This is a genomic window from Oxalobacteraceae bacterium OTU3CINTB1 (genome assembly GCA_024123955.1).
Classification (GTDB): domain Bacteria; phylum Pseudomonadota; class Gammaproteobacteria; order Burkholderiales; family Burkholderiaceae_D; genus Rugamonas.
This window is the reverse complement of record CP099652.1, coordinates 1-18473: the sequence shown is the minus strand read 5'-3', so window position 1 is coordinate 18473 and position 18473 is coordinate 1. Positions and strand designations below refer to the sequence as shown.

The 18473-nt window shown below is 57.1% G+C and carries 13 protein-coding genes; 9 read left to right on the top strand and 4 right to left on the bottom strand.

Annotation, left to right across the window (positions count from 1 at the left end; all coding sequences use genetic code 11):
• The first annotated feature begins 26 nt into the window (after nucleotides 1-26).
• The 8 genes from tssF (at nucleotide 27) to NHH73_00030 (ending at nucleotide 10444) form a co-directional block, all read left to right on the top strand.
• Nucleotides 27-1865 (top strand): type VI secretion system baseplate subunit TssF, encoded by a 1839-nt coding sequence (tssF, locus tag NHH73_00065; protein USX26728.1) that lies wholly within the window; start codon nucleotides 27-29, stop codon nucleotides 1863-1865.
• 37 nt (nucleotides 1866-1902) lie between these two features.
• Complete coding sequence (locus NHH73_00060) at nucleotides 1903-4695, top strand: type VI secretion system tip protein VgrG (protein USX26727.1); 2793 nt, start codon at nucleotides 1903-1905, stop codon at nucleotides 4693-4695.
• 8 nt (nucleotides 4696-4703) lie between these two features.
• On the top strand, nucleotides 4704-6428 hold the full coding sequence (locus NHH73_00055) for a GPI inositol-deacylase (GenBank protein ID USX26726.1): 1725 nt from the start codon (nucleotides 4704-4706) through the stop codon (nucleotides 6426-6428).
• 116 nt (nucleotides 6429-6544) lie between these two features.
• On the top strand, nucleotides 6545-7510 hold the full coding sequence (locus NHH73_00050; protein ID USX26725.1) for a T6SS immunity protein Tli4 family protein: 966 nt from the start codon (nucleotides 6545-6547) through the stop codon (nucleotides 7508-7510).
• 29 nt (nucleotides 7511-7539) lie between these two features.
• Entirely contained in the window at nucleotides 7540-7806 is a 267-nt protein-coding gene (locus NHH73_00045) for a PAAR domain-containing protein (protein ID USX26724.1), read from the top strand.
• Nucleotides 7807-8085: 279 nt separating this feature from the next.
• Nucleotides 8086-8901, top strand: a complete 816-nt coding sequence (locus NHH73_00040; protein ID USX26723.1) for a hypothetical protein — start codon at nucleotides 8086-8088, stop codon at nucleotides 8899-8901.
• A gap of 61 nt (nucleotides 8902-8962) precedes the next feature.
• The gene (locus NHH73_00035; protein ID USX26722.1) at nucleotides 8963-9220 is read left to right on the top strand and encodes a PAAR domain-containing protein; all 258 of its coding nucleotides are present in this window, start codon (nucleotides 8963-8965) and stop codon (nucleotides 9218-9220) included.
• 519 nt (nucleotides 9221-9739) lie between these two features.
• Entirely contained in the window at nucleotides 9740-10444 is a 705-nt protein-coding gene (locus NHH73_00030) for a hypothetical protein (protein ID USX26721.1), read from the top strand.
• 684 nt (nucleotides 10445-11128) lie between these two features.
• Here the strand turns inward: NHH73_00030 and NHH73_00025 are convergent.
• The gene (locus NHH73_00025) at nucleotides 11129-12034 is read right to left on the bottom strand and encodes an HNH endonuclease (protein ID USX26720.1); all 906 of its coding nucleotides are present in this window, start codon (nucleotides 12032-12034) and stop codon (nucleotides 11129-11131) included.
• A 444-nt stretch (nucleotides 12035-12478) separates the two neighbouring features.
• On the opposite strand from NHH73_00025, the gene NHH73_00020 reads away from it, so the two are divergent.
• The gene (locus tag NHH73_00020; protein USX26719.1) at nucleotides 12479-12916 is read left to right on the top strand and encodes a hypothetical protein; all 438 of its coding nucleotides are present in this window, start codon (nucleotides 12479-12481) and stop codon (nucleotides 12914-12916) included.
• A 243-nt stretch (nucleotides 12917-13159) separates the two neighbouring features.
• Here NHH73_00020 and gyrB read toward each other — a convergent pair whose 3' ends face one another.
• From gyrB to dnaA, 3 genes are all read right to left on the bottom strand, one after another.
• Nucleotides 13160-15661, bottom strand: a complete 2502-nt coding sequence (gene gyrB, locus NHH73_00015; protein USX26718.1) for a DNA topoisomerase (ATP-hydrolyzing) subunit B — start codon at nucleotides 15659-15661, stop codon at nucleotides 13160-13162.
• Between the two features lie 211 nt (nucleotides 15662-15872).
• On the bottom strand, nucleotides 15873-16979 hold the full coding sequence (gene dnaN / locus NHH73_00010; protein ID USX26717.1) for a DNA polymerase III subunit beta: 1107 nt from the start codon (nucleotides 16977-16979) through the stop codon (nucleotides 15873-15875).
• Nucleotides 16980-17075: 96 nt separating this feature from the next.
• Nucleotides 17076-18473 (bottom strand): chromosomal replication initiator protein DnaA, encoded by a 1398-nt coding sequence (gene dnaA, locus NHH73_00005; protein USX26716.1) that lies wholly within the window; start codon nucleotides 18471-18473, stop codon nucleotides 17076-17078.

Genomic DNA, 18473 nt, shown 5'->3' with positions numbered 1-18473 from the left:
CTACCCACTTTGCGATGGATGCCGCGATGGAAAAACTACTGCCGTACTTCGAACGGGAACTGAGCCAGCTGCGCCGCGCCGGCGCCGAGTTCGCCGGCCGGTATCCCCAGCTGGCCGGCAGCCTGCAGATACGCGGCGAGACCTGTGCCGATCCCCAGGTGGAACGCCTGATCCAGTCCTCCGCCTTCCTCAACGCCAGCGTCGCCAAGCGGCTGGACGACGGCCACTCCGGCTTCACCGAAGCACTGCTCGGCATGCTGTACCCGCACCACCTTCGGCCGATGCCATCGTGCTCGATCGCCCGCATCGACTACAGCGGCGCGCCGAAAAACTCGGTCAGCAGCGTCGCCGTGCTGCCGCGCGGCGCCGCCATGAAATCGCTGGCGCCCAGCGCCGTCAGCTGCGGCTTTCGCACCGTTTACGACGCCACGGTCGCCCCGGTCGCCATCGGCGCGGCATGGTTCGAACCGCACATCCAGGTACCGTCGACGATGGCGCTGCCGCCCGACGCCGGCGCCGCCATCTGCATCACGATCGACAGCACGGGCGTCGCGCGCGGCCTGGCGCTGGAGGGCCTGAGCACCATGCGCGTCTTCATCGACGCCGATGCCACGCTGCGCGCCGCCTTGCGCGACGCGCTGTTCATGCGTACCGCCTGCGCCTGCGTGGAGGCCGCCAGCCAATGGCGCATGCTGGCCAAGCCGCCCATCGCACCGGTGGGCTTTGCCGACGACGAAGCGTTGCTGCCGGCCGCACCGTCCGAACACGGCGCGTATCGGCTGCTTAGCGAGTACTTCGCCTTCCCCGAAAAATTCGACTTCTTCGACATCGACCTTGGCGCCCTGACCACCGCCATCCCCATCGACTGCACCCGGCTGACACTGCGCCTGGCGCTGGCCGGCGTCGGTCCCGCCACACAAGCCGCGCGCGTGCTGCGCACACTGACCGAAGCGAATCTGGTGCTCGGCTGCACACCGATCGTCAACCTGTTCGACAAGGCGGCCAGGCCCATGTTAATCCGCGCTGTCGCCGCGCGCCGCAGCTACCCGGTGGTGCTGGACGCGGTACCGCCCGGCGACTGCGAGATTTACAGCGTCGACGCGGTGCAGCTGGTGAGGAAACTGCAGCAGGGCAGCAGCATCCAGGACTTCTCGCCGTACTACTCACTGCGCCAGGGGGCGTCCAGCGGGAAAGGCCACTACTGGCTCGAGCAGCGTGACGATCTTGGCGGCGGTACCGACCACGGTGTCTCGCTGACGCTGGTCGACCAGGAACTGGCGCCACTGCGGATGGAAGACGGCACGGCATCGGTACAAGTCACCTGCACCAACCGCAACCTGCCGCAAAACCTCCAGTGCGGACGGACCGACGGCGACCTGCGCGCCGTCAAATCCACCGGTAACTTCCCGATCCGCATGCTGCTCCGCCCGACCATGTCGCATCCGCAGGCATCGCACGACAACAGGCTATGGGGGCTGATCGCCCATTTGGCGCCGAACCACCGCACGCTCACGCAGGAAGGCCTGCCCGCGCTGGCCGCGACGCTGCGGCTGTACGCGCAGCGCGACAACGCCATCGCCCAGCGTCAGATCGAAGGCATCGCCGGCCTGTCGCACCGTCCGTCCTCGGCCTGGATGCGGACGGCCAGCGACAGCGCCTACCTGCGCGGGATCGAAGTGACGGCCACCCTGGACGAAGCGGCGTACGCCGACACCGGCGTCCACGTCTTCGCCCAGGTGCTGGACCACCTGTTTAGCCTGACCGTCCACTTGAACAGCTACACCCAGCTGGTGATCGTCTCCCAAGCCAGCGGCAAGGAAGTGCTGCGATGCGCACCGCGCAGCGGCGCCTTGCCGCTGGCCTGACCTTCCGCCACATCCGCCGCAAACCAGAGGAGCAACCGTGGAACGCGATAAAGACTTTTTCAGCTTCATGAGCATGCCCAAGGAACTGGTCACCTTCAACCGGCCGATCCGGCTCAAGCTCGATCTGCCGGGCGGCGTCAACGACGACATGCTGCTGCCGCAGCGCGTGTTCGGCACCGAGACGCTGTGTGGCGGCATCGACTACCGCGTGCTGTGCGTATCGTCCAACGCCACGCTGCCATTGAAGCAGCTGATCGCCGTGCCGGCCGCACTGCAATTCGTCACCGACCAGGGAGATTTGCGCAGCGTCTGCGGCATCGTCACCGAAGCCAGTTCCGGCGACAGCGACGGCGGCCTGGCCAGCTACCAGCTGGTGCTGCGCGACGCCTTGGCGATCCTGGAAAAGCGCATCAACACGCGCGTGTTCCGCCAGATGGATGAAGTGGAGATCGTGCGGCAGATTCTCCAGGAATGGCGGCAAAAAAGCTCCACGCTCGGTGTCTGCTTCATGGACGAAGTGGACGAGGCTTTCCATCTGCAGCAATACCCCAAGCGCGAATTCACCATGCAGCACAACGAATCGGACGCCGCCTTCATCCGCCGCCTGCTCAAGCGCAGCGGCATCGGCTGGTACGTGCGCGCCGAGGCCAATGGCCAGGTGCCGACGCACACGCTGGTGCTGTTCAACAGCGCCGACAGCCTTCGCCAGAACGTCGCCGGCACCATCCGCTACCACCGCGACGCCGGCACCGAGCAGCGCGACACGATCACCTCGTGGGGCGCGGTGCGCACCCTGCAACCGGGCGTGGTGACGCGGCACAGCTGGGACTACCGCCACCCGCAAGGATCGGATTACATGATGGCCCAGACCAGCAGCGGCGTCGATCAGGGCGTCAGCGGCAATGAGCTGGCCGCCAGCCTGGATGACTACCAGGTGATGATGCCGCACGCCGGCGACGACGTCGACGACTTGTGCCGCCTTGGCAGGCTGCACATGACGCGCCACGATCTCGAATCGAAGTGCTTCCACGGCGAAGGCAGCGTGCGGGATCTGTGCGCAGGCGAGTACTTCACCCTGAGCGGGCATCCGGAGGTGGACCAGCACCCGCGCGAGGAACGCGACTTCGTCGTCACGGCCTTGCAGGTAAACGCGCAGAACAACCTGCCCAAGGCGCTGGCCGAACGCGTGGAGCGCCTGTTCTCGCGCAGCCGCTGGACGCAGAGCGCGCAGGAGCCGCAGACGCAGAAGGAGATAGCGGACAGGATGGCGTCCGGCGCGCTGCGCATGCATGTCCAGTTCACGGCGGTGCGGCGCGGCGTGAAGATCGTGCCGGCGTACGACGCGCGCACCGACCTGCCGCAGGCGCTGATGCAAAGCGCGATCGTCGTCGGCCCGAAGGGCGAGGAGGTGTATTGCGATCAGATGGGGAGGGTGAAGATTCGGTTCCCGGGTACGCGGGCGGCGGATCATGTGCATGCAGATGGTTCGGGGGTATCGAATGACGACAGCGACTCGGCCTGGGTGCGCGTGGCGTCGAATTGGGCGGGGAATGGGCCGGGCAGCGTGGCGCAGTGCGGAACTATTGGCCTGCCGCGTGTGGGGACGGAGGTGCTGGTTAATTTTCTTGGCGGCGATCCTGACAAGCCGGTGATCGTGGGGCAGCTCTACAACCAGCAGGCGCAGCCGCCTGCGTTGAGCAATATTGGAGATCTGCCTGGCAATCGCTACCTTTCTGGAATCAAGAGCCGCGAAGTGCAAGGCGCGCGTTCTAACCAGTTGCTTTTCGATGATACGAGCGGGCAAATCAGCGCGCAACTGGCCAGCGAACACGGCAATACACAACTGAACCTAGGTTACCTCACCCAACCTAGAGCAAATAGTGTCGGTGAGCCACGGGGAGAGGGAGCAGAGTTGCGCAGCGAGAAAGCTATCTCGATTCGCGCAGTCAAAGGAGTTCTGATCAATGCGAGTCAGCGGACAGACGCAGGGGGGCGGCTGTTAAGCAGGGAAGAACTCATCAGCAATGCGGAGATGGCGCGGCAAGTGTCCGGGCAACTTGCAAGCCTTGCTGAAAAGCTCGCCGAAGATTCTGCTGGGGGTTCAGAGTTTACAGCGCTAGTGGATAACATCGGCGGTTGGGATAGCGGCCACCCTTCTAAAGGGAACCAAGCTATGGCACAAGGAGGCAAACCCCTCGTTGCCATATGTTCGACTGATGGAACTTTCATCGGAAGCGAAAAAGCGCTAGGGCTGTCGGGAAAGTCGTCTGTAGATATAACAAGCGCCGAAAATGCGAGACTTTCAACTGGCGCCAATCTGATGCTTCGCGCGACTCAAGGCGTGAGCGTGTTTGCCTTTAAGCTCGGCATCAAGTTGATTGCGGCAAGTGGAAACATTCGCATCCAAGCCCAGGATGGCGACATCGAGATCACTTCGTTAAAGCGCATCAAACTGATTGCCAACGAAGGGATTGAATTGCAATCACCGGCAGTAAAGTTTGTGGCGCAAGGCTGTCAAGTTGACTTCGGTGGCGGTTCAATCACCCAGCAGAGCAGCGGCGCCCACACGATCAAGTCATCGAAATTTAGCCATGAAAGTGGTGGAAGCGGCTCTCCGGTGAACCTGAGTCTGCCCAAGATGGATGTCGAACACGATCAGCATGTTCTTGTCACCGATCTCATAACCGATGAGCCGCTGGCGGCGAAACGTTATCGCATTACGCTAGAAGACGGCCAGGTTTTTGAAGGTAAGACAAATGAACAAGGCCTGACGGAGAAATTTACCTCCAAAACATCCTTTGCAAAATATGTGATCGAACTTTTGGATTAGGACTCAACATGGCAAATCAAATACCTGTCCGTGCCACTCATGACGTCGTTAAAGCTGATGGTTGCTGCACACCGAAGGAAGATAAGCAACCTCAGAAGGTGAGTGTTCCGCCAAAAAAAGTGCTTCCTATCGTGTTTATACCAGGCATCATGGGATCGAACCTGCGTCTAAGCGCACCACGCCAAGCACAGTTGAAAAAGAAGAACAACATCGCATGGCGGCCTGACCGAACAGGCGAGGCATTAGCATTGGTAAATGCTTCTGCGGCAAGACGGCAGCTCCAGTTGGACCCGAGGACAACCGAAGTAGATATCTATCAGCCTGATAGCAATCCGACGGGGGATAAATCGGAGACCGCAGCCGCTCGGCATGACATTGGAACTATCAGGGTACTGTTAAATCCTGGCATTGATAGTCCGCTTCTAACCGACGATCCGGTCGGAGTACAAAACCCTAAAACCAAGGAGATGAAAGCTCGGGAGCGCGGCTGGGGGGAGGTTTATTTCGGTAGCTATCGTGCGATTCTAGAAAGATGTGAGCTAGCGTTTAATCACGGTTGGCTGCTGGCGCAGTGGGGAAGGGTGTTTAAGACCAAGCCTACCGAATGGGGCTCCCCAACTGAGTTAGGTTTGAAGGCCCTATTGGAGAAGGAGCATATTGCTGCTGTAAGTGGCTACTGGTTTCCGGTCCACGCGATGGGCTACAACTGGCTGGAATCCAACGCCGATTCGGCAAAGAAGATGAGTGTGCGGATTCGCGCGCTGATAAAAAAATACAAAGATCAAGGTTATGAATGCGACCAAGTGATTTTAATGACCCACTCGATGGGAGGGTTGGTCGCTCGCGCGCTGATCCATCCAAAATATGGTGGACTAGTCTCTGAAGTTCTAGGCATCGTTCATGGGGCAATGCCTGCAACCGGCGCGCCAGCAGCTTACAAGCGCATGCGTTGCGGCTTCGAGGAGGCGTACGGTGGCCTCGACCCGGCTCCTAAGGTACTGGGCAATTTTGGCTCGGAAGTCACCGCAGTTCTCGCAAACGCTCAGGGAGGACTAGAGCTGTTGCCGAGTCGAGCCTATGGGAATGGCTGGCTAGAGATCCGACAAAAAGGAATACTTCTTCATAGCCTTCCTAAAAGTGCGGATCCGTACAACGAAATTTACAAATTGCGTGATAAATGGTTTGGCCTTCTTAGGGAAGCCTGGATAAATCCTGCCGACCTGATTGACTGTACTTTCCAGAGGACCTGTGAGCTGCTAAACGGTGCGGACCAGTTTCACTCAACAATCGAAAACACGTACCACCAGCTCTCGTATGCACACTACGGCGCTGATCCGTCCCGGCCGTCATGGGAAGGTGTTGTATGGGAATTGGATCAGCGACAGAAAGCGGGAAATTGGCAGGCGTTGAAGATCGCGGCAGATAGTGGGCACGGCCGGCTGGAACTATCCAAATCCGGTGAAGTGGATGACTCGAACGTTGGGTACTCGATTGATGGCATAGAGTCGTCTCCCTTGTATACGCCCGGTGTCGTCGTTGTCTCGTTAGGTAAGAGTTTCGGCTTGGGCGATCAAACCGTTCCTTTGCGTTCCGCTGAACATCAGTTTTTAAGTGGAAAATTTAAGGGTGTTTTTCGACAAGTTGGCTATGAACATCAGGCCAGCTACGGGGATAAACACGCTAGTGATTCGACCTTGTACAGCTTAAGCCGGATCATTGGCAGCTTGAGGTAGAAACCGCGATGTATAAATTCCGGAGTGTATTCAGACTGTCAGTCTCAACTGTCGCTATCGTATTGGGATTGTTTGGCCTTGTTGCCTATTACGCGTGGCCCTCACATGGAGCAGATATGCCCTCGCCTCGGATTGATGGACTTTTTGTTGAGACCAAAACAATTTGTTTTGGACGATTCCTGATTGATGTCCCAGCGCAAGCAGATGTCATATTCGGCCCCACCGACCTACCATGGCCTGTCAGCTCTCATCCGGGCAAAGGTGACCAACTGGACGCTATCATTGCTGAGCGATTAGCTGAAGTAGAGGAAGAGAAAATATCGGCTAGTGGTCGCTTGCTTGATAAAGATTCCTTGGTGGGGAGCGTTCTTGCTGGGGTTGTACCTGGACAAAAAATGGTCTTCGGCGTCAGTAAAGTTAGTAGTCGCATTTATAGAATCGACTCCTTTGTCCGCAAAAATGACGACTTATTTATCCAACAAGCTGACCCAACCGCTGAGGAGCGGGACGCAGCGGTAGCGGGCATGAACACCATCGCTTCGTCACTGAGATCACGTGGCGCTCTCGAAATACCTGATGAGCCTGGTGCATGCATAGAGGCCGGATTCATAGCTGGCCCCAAAATTGACAGCTTCGAATCACACAGCTTGGGAATTCGATTGGCAGAATTCCCAGATGTTCAACTCTCGATTTCTGTCACCAAAAAAAGCAGATTCGTTGAGTCGGATGCGCTCGAGCCTCGCTTGAGACAGGCTGAGGATATCGCGAGGCGCGCGGGCAGCGAAGGCTGGTTCAGCCGCATTAAGGTCTTTCGTCGTGGACCTCGTGTCATCGGTAAGTGGCGAGGCTTCGAGATGCTCGCGCGTAAGCCCGCTCAAGAGCATGAGGGTGAGTCCCACGAATTTTTGTTCGTTAGCCAAGGCGAGCCGAAAAATCCCATCCTGCCTTTGCTGGACCTTGAATTTCACACTGGGATCAAAGGTAATGAAATCGGTGGGATCAAGCCGAGCGTAACCGATGAAGAAGCTGTCGCGATCTGGGACCGGTTGACCAGTTCGATTCGTGTGCGGCCCGTGAAGTAAAGCAAATTTAGATCGGAGGGATTTTCCGAATGCCTAACGTGATACGCATAGGTGATGAAACCTCTCATGGAGGAAAGGTTCTCGACAGTAGCGTTGCTCACTTCGTTGTCAGCGGTAAGCCCGTTGTCGTCGTGGGCGACAAATGCATGTGCCCTATCAACGGCCATCAAAACTGCACTGTCGCAAGCGGTAGTGCAACACACTCGATCAATGGGAAAGCCGTCGCCTATGACGGCGACAAAACATCTTGTGGCGCGACGCTTATCTCGTCGCTCGAAACCTTCTTAGAGAGCTGATAGGAGATCGCAATGGATGAACGAGTTTTCCGCCCCAAAGTCGGATGCCCGATCCCTCCATGGGAGGCTGAACATAGGCTCCCGCTTACCGGAGCAGTAGGCCCCGAAGTAGCCGATAGCGGCACTGTCTTCAGAGTCAACTCCACTTATATGGATGTTAGCGATCAACCCCATATGATGAGACAGTGGTACGCGGGAGGAACGTTGGCAGCGTGCTTTATGGGCCTACTTTTTTCGTGGGGAACCGTAGCTGTCTTGTTCACGCACCCACCCAGATACATGGACGCAGGAGCGATCTTTGCAATAACAGTATTCGTGCTAAGCCCGTTGTTCCTTTTTGGGGTAGCCATACGTTTCGGTCGAGATGAATTTTTCTGGCTAACACGTCGTCCTATTCGGTTCAATCGTGAGACGCAAAAAATTTATGCTATTCGTCATCGACGCTATCGAAATGCAGCCGCTGACGGCGATATTTGCTGGGAAATCCCGTGGGGTGAGCGCTCTGTATTTTGCGTTCATAGAGGACCAGCGAAACTTGATTTGGGTGAGCAGTTCCACATTCGCTGCTACCAGCTCGATGAGAAAGACAACGTCATTCGTGCGTTTGCAATTGGACGGGAGTGGCAGGGAATTGACGGCATGCGTGACCTCCTGGCGCAATGGAATTACTGGTGCGCTTACATGAACAAAGGGCCGGAAGGTTTGCCGCCGCCGCTGCTTTATCTGGCTGAACACGAAGATATCGGCGAGAGCTTCTTATATTGTCTGTATGAACTTGGCTTCAATCTCGGCCCTGCCATTCGCGCCATATTCAGCCCTTTTGCCGCGTTCTTAACCAGTCACCGCGTAGTGTCAATGTGGACTTGCCGCGATCCAATTTGGCCCGCCGGAGTTTCGGATGTCAGTAGCGTCCGGAAGGCAGACGCCCACGTCCAGCCACATGGCAGTACACCTGTAGGGTGGGCCGAAACTGCACGAGCACGGGTCGCGGGCCGCTATCCCTTAGCCCCACGTTGCAATAGCGGGGATTGGACGGGCGAGGCTGACCCGATCGTGAACGCTCAGAGCTGGATGGCGGCTGATGAGCGAAATTAGATTGTAAAGCTTCGCAAGCCACGTTACATCGACGTTGTCCAGTTTTGTAAGAAGGATCAATATGAAAAACAGCAAGGGGCTTGGCGTAGTTCGATTGGGGGACTCGACATCGCACGGAGGAAAAGTCATATCGGCGGCGGCGGATTTTAAAGCGCTTGGAAAAGCTATTGCCCTTCACGGTGATAAAGCCACTTGCCCGCAATGCAAGGGGACTTTTGCCATTCAAGTGCCGTCGAGCGATCGCAAGCACCATGGGAAGGCAGTTGCGTATCACGGAGACAAAACCGCGTGCGGCGCAACGCTGATCTCATCCATATAGCCGAAAGCCTGATTCTGAACACAACTTGTCGCTCAAGCAACAAGTAGTCATATCCCGAGAGAGGTCAGCAATTCCCCGCTGACCGACCTCTGGACTCCGTCGAGCCAGATGACGAAGCGCAGGTCTCCAGACGGCGCCGAACAAAAGAACAGCTACATACACAGACCCACTCCGGAACTCCACGTGCTCACCGCATGTGGCACCTCCGATGCCGACGAAGCCCCCCGCACCGGTAAAAAATGAGCCTAGCCCCGATCGCCTCTAGCACCTCTGGCCGGGTCGTCGCGCTTACGAGGGCTGTGCAGACCTTAAGACTTCGCAAACTGGAACAAGTAGAGGGGAACGATGAATGCCGGACGTTGCGAATCCAGTGATAAGACTGGCACATTGCTGCAACTCAATAAGTCCATCGCAAACCCATGAAATGATCGACGTCCAGTGCAGTCTGCCGTTGCGGTCGGGCATGAATGCTTTCGATGTCCAATGAGTCTAAGATGCAAAACTATGGAGCACAGAATAATGATTTTCCAAAGCAATCCACCAATCAATCCATGGACTAGATGCGCTGTGATCTTTTTCATATTTAACTCCTTGACGATCTTTTTTACTTGGATGGTTTTTGATGTGGTTGGAAAGCCACAAAATTTCACCGGTCCGACGTGGCTGACTGTTGTTGGAATTTCTGTTCTTCTTTATTTTTTAGGCGCTTTTTTTAGGGTCGAAAGATTGAGGATTGTAATTCTTATTTTGGGATTTTTCGTTGCATTGCCAGGATTTATATTTTTTACGGTTCCCATATTTCTTATGATGGAGGCCGCCGATGTTGAGCTTGATGTGAAAGTAATTATTTGGCTCACGTATGTATTATTGACGTGCCTATGCTGCGTATTTCAGGCGAGAAAAATAATTGATATTGAAAATAAAAACGATTACCTAAGAAAAAACATAAGAATAAAAATGTCGATTGGTTTTTTTTACCCGTATTGCGCTGAGATGCTTGGTTGTGGTCACAGAGACGCGAGGTTTAGCCGGGGAGAGATTTTGAGAATGATTTCACCCATTATATTTTTAGGCTACCCTCTCCAGAGATTAATAGTTGCCTACGGCGGCAATGTCGGTTTTTTTGGCGTGATAGCAATCTTAACCATACCTTTGGCAATTTATATTGCGGGGAAAATCTCCGCAGGCTATTTTTTTGTGGATATATTTGGTAGGCAATTTTGAAGCAGAGCATAATATAAAAATATATTTGAGATAGTAGTTTGCTTTTCTATGCAAGTATGATCTTGATTGGATACCGATCTCTGCCTCGAGTGGGGCGGGGCGACGGTGACTCATCAAAGCTATTGGGGACGAACATCGAACAGATAGGCGCCCACCTGGCGACGCATCGGTCTTACGCCGACACCCACCAGATCTTCAAGCGCTTCATTGAAGACATGCACCAACTGAACCTGGAGCGCTCCTCCACGCCGGTGGGCGTTTGGGCGTCGAACTCAAGGTGGCTGGCGCGGCGCTGGCCGGTGAGCCTACTTCCTGAGCAGCGCGCACACGCTCTCGGCGATCACCGACGCCAGCCGTACCGGCACGGCGTTGCCGGTGACGCTCCGGATCGGGCAGGTCGCTAATGGTGTCGCGCACGGTTTTCTACGCAAGCAGGTTGGTGCCGTAGTCGGCGTCGATGAGCGTCCGGATCTTCTTCTCGACGCACGCCCTAGTTGTCCGCGTTCACCAGCTTGAACGTGATCCGGGACTCGCTTACGGCGCCCGGCTTGTTGTTCGAAGATGAACGCGCGCGGACTGCTCTCGCGCACGGCGTGCACCGCTTGCGGAAACATGTCGCACTCGTCCAGGAAGACGCCGTGCTGCCGCCTATGAACCAGGACTGGCAAGCTGATGCTTGCGTGGTTAAAGGAAATTGAAGCGCTTGCGGTGACGATCCAGATAGGACTGATTTCTTCCGCTGAGCGTCTCTATTTTTGTAAATCGATCTAGTCCGAAGATAACTCGGTCTTCGCTGCTCAATAATGGTGAGATCTGCACTAGACCATTATTTGAAAATGAGATGAGGCCTTGGTCGAACAGCCGGTCAACATGCGGGGCTAGTAGCAAACCGTTTTCGACGTCTAACCTTTCGATATTGTCGGACAGCGCCCACGAATTGATGTGCGACGCCACCATCAGATTGACGTTTTGCAGACCAGTGAGTGCGCATCGTCCACCCCATCGTTTTATAAGATCAGCTCTAAATTTACCTTGCCCAACGCGAGCCATCACGAGTGCCTCTCGCGTTGTCGCGGATATTTTCGCAGGCTCGCTAGTCCCGGCGTTAATGAAAGCTTCCTCTGACCTCGCTGTCTGGTTGACAGCCTCAAAAAGGTACATCCCGGCATCTGCAGGCAGATGCGCCATGTAAATTTGGTTGAGGGTAGCTTGATTACTGAATAAAGATGGAGCGCTTCGGTTATTAAACCTCGCAATGAATTCGGATGAAATTTCATCGCGATGGACCTTGCGGTCTATTTCAACAATCTGGACGTCTACGCGGTTCCCGACAGCGTCCCACTCACCGAATGAACGGCTAATAGGGCGGGCCTCGGTATATGAATTTCCGTCTGCGATTGCTAAGAAGCTGATTCTTTGGTTGTAGCAACAGAAAATTATGTCTCCTTGCTGAACCTTTCCGACGTTGTCCCAGTAGAGCCGGGTTACCTCGCTCCCTGCCTTGTTTCGTGAGCTTTTAGGAGCCCACAAAAAATGTTGATCGATTACGGTCTTGTGTGTGGTGCCGATATTTACCCAATAAAACTCCATATAACTCCCGAGTGCGATGCCTAGTTGTCAATTGATTCTAGGCATCACTCTAACATCTATTGTTGAGCCTGCTTAAGATTTAAGCGAGCCCGACAATAGAAGAGGCGTCATTGGATAAGGTTGGATTCTTAGACCGCTGAGGGCTAGCTGGCTGTGTTCACATCGGCGCCCACCCAGGTGTTTATCGGCCGCACGGCAACAATCACCAGGTCTTCCGGTCTCTCGCCCGAGTGAAGCGGCGGTATTTCGGCAGCTTAGTAAGTCTTTTTTTTGGGATGCACAAGATATTTCTAGTCGAACGGCGGTCTAACTCATTTTGCTCTGCAAGGTAAAAAAGCACTAATGTCTCTCGACTGCGTCGGCGCTAGTGAGCACCTTAGCGAAAGTTGCCCCTGTGGCTGCCCGACATATACCTTGCTCGCCCAGTCACATACGGAGCAATCGATGCCCCAAACCTATATCTCGAAGTTGTTTTTAAGTCACGAAGATGTGGTTGCAGTTGCTCTCCATCTCATAACGTCGAAAGCGGGCATCCAATACGAGCGCTTGCCAGGTGGGCAATTGCGAATCACGATTGATCAAAACGGTACCGCATTGTTGGACGGAAAATCAGCGCCATCGTATGTTTACGTGCAAGAGGGCGGTTCGATGACTGAATTGTATTTGCACGAACATCAGACCGAGATGGGCGCACTGGTCGGGCGAGCCAATTGCGCATCAGCTGGGGCATATAGGACGGGTCCGATCGTCGAAATACCCCCCTGCTTACGATCATTAGGAAACGTTTTTTATGCTACCGCGGAAGCCCTTGTCGGAACGGTTCCGGGCCTGACTCTCTACGGAGATGTGGCGGAGGCGGATGATGATCCTGCATCGATTTAGGCCCAGGTTGCCAACGCCAGTCTGTGATATTGCGCGGGAAGCACGCAGACTTTGGACTGACGTAAGAAGTAGTCCGTAGTGTCCAGCGGCCAAAGGGGCACAGAATGTGATCAGCGGCATCGCCGTGAGTGATTTATAGCACCATCGCTGCTATGGCAAAGGCGACTAGATGCGGGTGAGAATGGCGCAATAAAAAAGCCAGCCTAGAAAGGCTGGCTTTGAGAGGGCGTTCAGCTACAGCAGTTAAACGTCAATATTCCCCGCCCGCAGCGCATTATTCTCAATAAATGCCCGGCGCGGCTCAACATCATCCCCCATCAGCGTAGTGAAGATCTGATCCGCAGCGATCGCGTCCTCGATCTGCACCTTCAGCAAGCGCCGCACGGTCGGGTCCATGGTGGTCTCCCACAGCTGGTCCGGATTCATCTCACCCAGACCTTTGTAGCGCTGCTTCGACACCACCCGTTCCGCCTCGTCGCGCAGCCACTGCATCGCGTGATGGAAGTCGACCACGGCCGATTCCTTGGTCCGCTCGCCTTCGCCACGGCTGACGATCGCGCCTTCGCCGATCAAGCCCTTGAACGTGGCCGCCGCGCTGGCCAGCACGTTGTAGTCCGCGCCCTGCACGAAGTCGGCGTCGATCGAGCTGACCTTCACGTTACCGTGATGCATACGCTCGATGCGCAGAGCGTGCTTCTCCGACAGCTCATCCGAAATCACCGTGACCTTGACGGCGATATCGTTGATCTCCTTCGACAGCGCGGCCGCCGACACTTCGGCCAGCTCCTGCGTGCTCAGATCCAGGGTCACGCCGGTCATGATGGCGGTCAGCGCGGCGCGGTCGATCACGCGCGTCAGGCGCATCATGATGACGTTGGCCAGGTTGAACTGGCGCACCAGCTCGGCCAGCGGTTCGCCGACGATCGGGTCCGCACCCTCGCGCGGCGTCAGCACGGCGGTGTTGAGCGCGACGTTCATCATGTAGGTCGCTTCCTCGGCGTCATCCTTCAGATAACGCTCGTCGCGGCCGGCCTTGACCTTGTACAGCGGCGGTTGCGCGATGTAGATGTGGCCGCGTTCGACCAGTTGCGGCATCTGGCGGTAGAACAGGGTCAGCAGCAGCGTGCGGATGTGGGCGCCGTCGACGTCCGCATCGGTCATGATGATGATGCGGTGGTAGCGCAGCTTTTCGACGTTGAATTCGTCCGGGCCGATCGAGGTGCCGAGCGTGGCGATCAGCGTGGTGATCTGCTCCGACGACAGCATCTTTTCAAAGCGCGCCTTTTCCACGTTCAAGACCTTACCGCGCAGCGGCAGAATCGCTTGGAACTTACGGTCGCGGCCCTGCTTGGCGGAGCCGCCTGCGGAGTCACCCTCGACGATGTACAGTTCGCACAGGGCCGGGTCTTTTTCTTGGCAGTCGGCCAGCTTGGCCGACAGGCCCAGGCCGTCCATGATGCCTTTGCGGCGGGTCAGGTCGCGGGCCTTGCGGGCCGCTTCGCGCGCGCGCGCCGCTTCGACGATCTTGCCGCAGATGATTTTGGCGTCGTTCGGTTTTTCCTGCAGGTAGTCGGCCAGCGTTTTGGCGACGATCTCTTCGACCGGGCCGCGCACTTCCGACGACACCAGCTTGTCCTTGGTCTGCGACGAGAATTTCGGCTCGGGCACCTTGACCGACAGCACGCAGGTCAGGCCTTCGCGCATGTCGTCGCCGGTGATTTCAACCTTGGCTTTCTTGGCGAATTCCTGCTCGTCGATGTATTTGTTGATGACGCGGGTCATCGCCGCGCGCAGGCCGGTCAGGTGGGTGCCGCCGTCGCGCTGCGGGATGTTGTTGGTGAAGCACAGCACCTGCTCGTTGTAGGCGTCGTTCCATTGCATCGAGACGTCGACCGAGATGTTGGTGTTCTGGTCCGACATGCGTTCGCCGGTGGCCTGGAACACGGTCGGGTGCAGCACCGTCTTGGCTTTGTTGATGTATTCGACGAAGCCGCGCGTGCCACCTTCGAAGGCGAAGATTTCTTCCTTGCCGTTGCGCTGGTCGGTGAGCTTGATGTTGACGCCGTTATTCAGGAACGACAGCTCGCGGATGCGCTTGGCCAGGATTTCGTAGTGGAACTCAACGTGGTTGAAGATGGTTTCGTCGGCCCAGAAGTGGACGTCGGTGCCGCGCTTGTCGGTGTCGCCGATGACCTTGATCGGCGAGACGGCCACGCCGTCCACCATTTCCAGTTCGCGGTTTTGCGGCACGCCGCGGACGAATTCCATGTAGTGCACTTTGCCGTTGCGGCGGATGGTCAGCTTGAGCAGCTTCGACAGCGCGTTGACGCACGAGACGCCCACGCCGTGCAAACCGCCGGAGACCTTGTACGAGTTCTGGTCGAACTTGCCGCCGGCGTGCAGTTCGGTCATGACGATTTCGGCGGCCGAGCGCTTCGGCTCGTGCTTGTCGTCCATCTTCAGGCCGGTCGGCACGCCGCGGCCGTTGTCGGTGATCGAGATCGAGTTGTCCGAGTGGATGGTGACGTGGATTTCCGTGCAGTGCCCGGCCAGCGATTCGTCGATCGAGTTGTCCAGCACTTCGAACACCAGGTGGTGCAGGCCCGTGCCGTCCGAGGTGTCGCCGATGTACATGCCGGGACGTTTGCGTACTGCTTCCAGACCTTCGAGGATCTGGATCGATGCTGCGCCGTATTCTTCGGTCGGTACCACTGGGGCTGGATTCTCTGCTGGGATGGCGGACATGGACTGCTTTCTCTGTTTATCTGTTGCTGGTGTTGATTGGGGCCTGCTGGTTTGGCGGATTACGCGCTTTGCGCTAATCCGCCCTACGTGGATCCCAGGTCGCTCGGCCGGAGTATTCCCCGCATGCCTTGCGACATCTGGCGGCTTGGTACGGCGGCGTGATCCGGAAACACGTAGGGCGGATTAGCCGTCAGGCGTAATCCGCCACCTCTTAGATCCGCATCGGCATAACGACGTACTTGAAGTCGGTGTTATCCGGGATCGAGATCAGCGCCGACGAGTTCGAATCGCCCAGGGCGACGTTGATCTGGTCGCACTTGAGGTTGTTGAGCACGTCGAGCAAATAGGTGACGTTGAAGCCGATGTCGACGCTGTCGCCGCCGTAGTCGATCTCCAGTTCCTCGACCGCTTCTTCCTGGTCGGCGTTGGTCGAGCTGATCTTCATGCTGCCCGGCGTGATGATGCAGCGCACGCCTTTGAACTTGTCGCTGGTCATGATGGCGGCGCGTTGCAGCGAACGCAGCAGCTCATCGCGGCCGATCGTGAATTCGTTCTTGTAGCCCTTCGGTATCACGCGCGTGTAGTCGGGGAACTTGCCCTCGACCAATTTCGAGATCAGCTCGATGTCGGCGAAGGTGAGCTTGACCTGGTTGGCGGCGATGTCCAGTTGAACGGTCTCGTCGTTTTCTTCCAGCAGGCGCTGCAGTTCGATGATGGTCTTGCGCGGGATGATCACTTCCTGGCGCTCGAACGTTTGCTCGGTCTCCACCTGGCAGAACGCCAGGCGGTGGCCGTCGGTGGCCACGGCGATGACGTTGTTGCCGTCCAGGACCAGCAGCAGGCCGTTCAGGTAGTAGCGGATGTCCTGCTGCGCCATCGAGAAGTGCACCATGTTGAACAGGTGCTTCAACGTCTTTTGCGGCAGGGTCACGCTGGCGCTGTAGCTGTCGGCTTGCTGGACGGTCGGGAATTCCTCGGCGGCCAGGGTTTGCAGCGCGAAGCGCGATTTGCCCGTTTGCACGGTCAGGCGCTTGTTCAGCAGGGTCATCGTGACGTCGCCCGATTCCGGCAGCGCGCGCAGGATGTCGAGCAGCTTGCGGGCGGCGACGGTGGTGCCAGCCACTTCGGCGCCGGAGCCGATCTGGGCGTTCGTGGTGATCTGCACTTCGGTGTCGGTCGACAGGAAGGATACGTTTTCGCCGTCTTTGCGGATGAGGATATTGGCCAGAATCGGCATAGTGTGCCGACGCTCGACAATACCACTCACGATCTGCAGTGGCCGGAGAAGGGTATCTCGGGTGGTTTTGACCAATTGCATAGATTATCCTCAGTAGTAAAGATTAACGATATTTCAATATTAACTTGTGTGCAGCTCTGCAGTTCGACCAATCATAATGGCAAAACTAGCGTCCCGCTAGCCCTTCAGCGTTTGTTCCAGCACGTGCAGTTCGTGGTTGCATTCCGGGTTCTTGGTGCGGTCCAAAGCGATCTTGCGGACGGCATGCAAAACGGTCGTGTGATCGCGCCCGCCGAACAGTTCGCCGATCTCCGGCAAGCTCTTTTGCGTCAGTTCCTTGGCCAGGTACATGGCGATCTGGCGCGGCCGGGCGATGTTGGCCGGACGGCGCTTGGAGTACATGTCGGCGACCTTGATGTTGAAGAAGTCGGCCACGGTCTTCTGGATGTTTTCCACGGAAATCTGGCGGTTCTGCACCGACAGCAAGTCCTTCAGCGCTTCCTTGACGATGTCGATCGTGATGTCCTTGCCGTGGAAGCGCGAGTACGCCAGGATCTTGCGCAGCGCGCCTTCGAGCTCGCGCACGTTCGAGCGCAGGTGCTTGGCGACGAAGAAGGCGACGTCGTCCGAGAACGTGACGCCTTCCTGCTTGGCCTTCTTCAACAGAATGGCGACCCGCATTTCCAGCTCCGGCGGTTCGATCGCAACCGTGAGGCCCGAGTCGAAGCGCGAGATCAGGCGGTCGTCCATGCCGGTGATTTCCTTCGGATACGTGTCCGAGGTGATGATGATCTGTTTCTTGGCGGCGATCAGCGCTTCAAACGCGTAGAAGAATTCTTCCTGCGTGCGGCTTTTGCCCCCGAAGAACTGAATATCATCGATCAGCAGCATGTCGAGCGAGTGATAGTAATGCTTGAAGTCGTCGAAGCCCTTGCGCTGATAGGCGGTCACCACGTCGCGCACGTACTGCTCGGCGTGGATGTAGCGGATCTTGGCGCCCGGCTGGTCGGCCATCACCTGGTTGCCGATGGCGTGGATCAAGTGGGTCTTACCCAGGCCGACGCCGCCGTAGAAGAACAGCGGGTTGTACGACACGCCCGGGTTGTTGGCGACCTGGATGGCGGCGGCGCGCGCCAGCTGGTTGGCCTTACCGGTGACGAAGCTGTCGAACGTCAGATCGGTGTTGATGCGGCTTTGCTCGCGGCGCGGCGCGGCCGACGCCGGCAGCTCGGGCACCGACGGCACCGGATCGGAATTGCGCGGGTGGTTGTTCGGGTTGCCGTCGTTGTAGTCCGGCGCCGGCACCACGGTGGCCGGCTTGCGCGGCATCGACAGGCGCGGGTCGAGCACGAACTGCACTTCGGTCGGCGCTTCCCAGTACTGGCTGGCCAGCGCCGTGATGCGGCTGGCGAACTGCGACTTGACCCAGTCCAGCTTGAAGCGGTTCGGTGCGGCCACACGCAACTTGCCCGCCTCGTAATCGAGTGGGATGAGCGGTTTTATCCACGCGCTAAATTGTTGCGGCGTCAGTTCCAACTCCAACTGTGCGGAGCAGGTCTGCCAGAAATTTTCCAT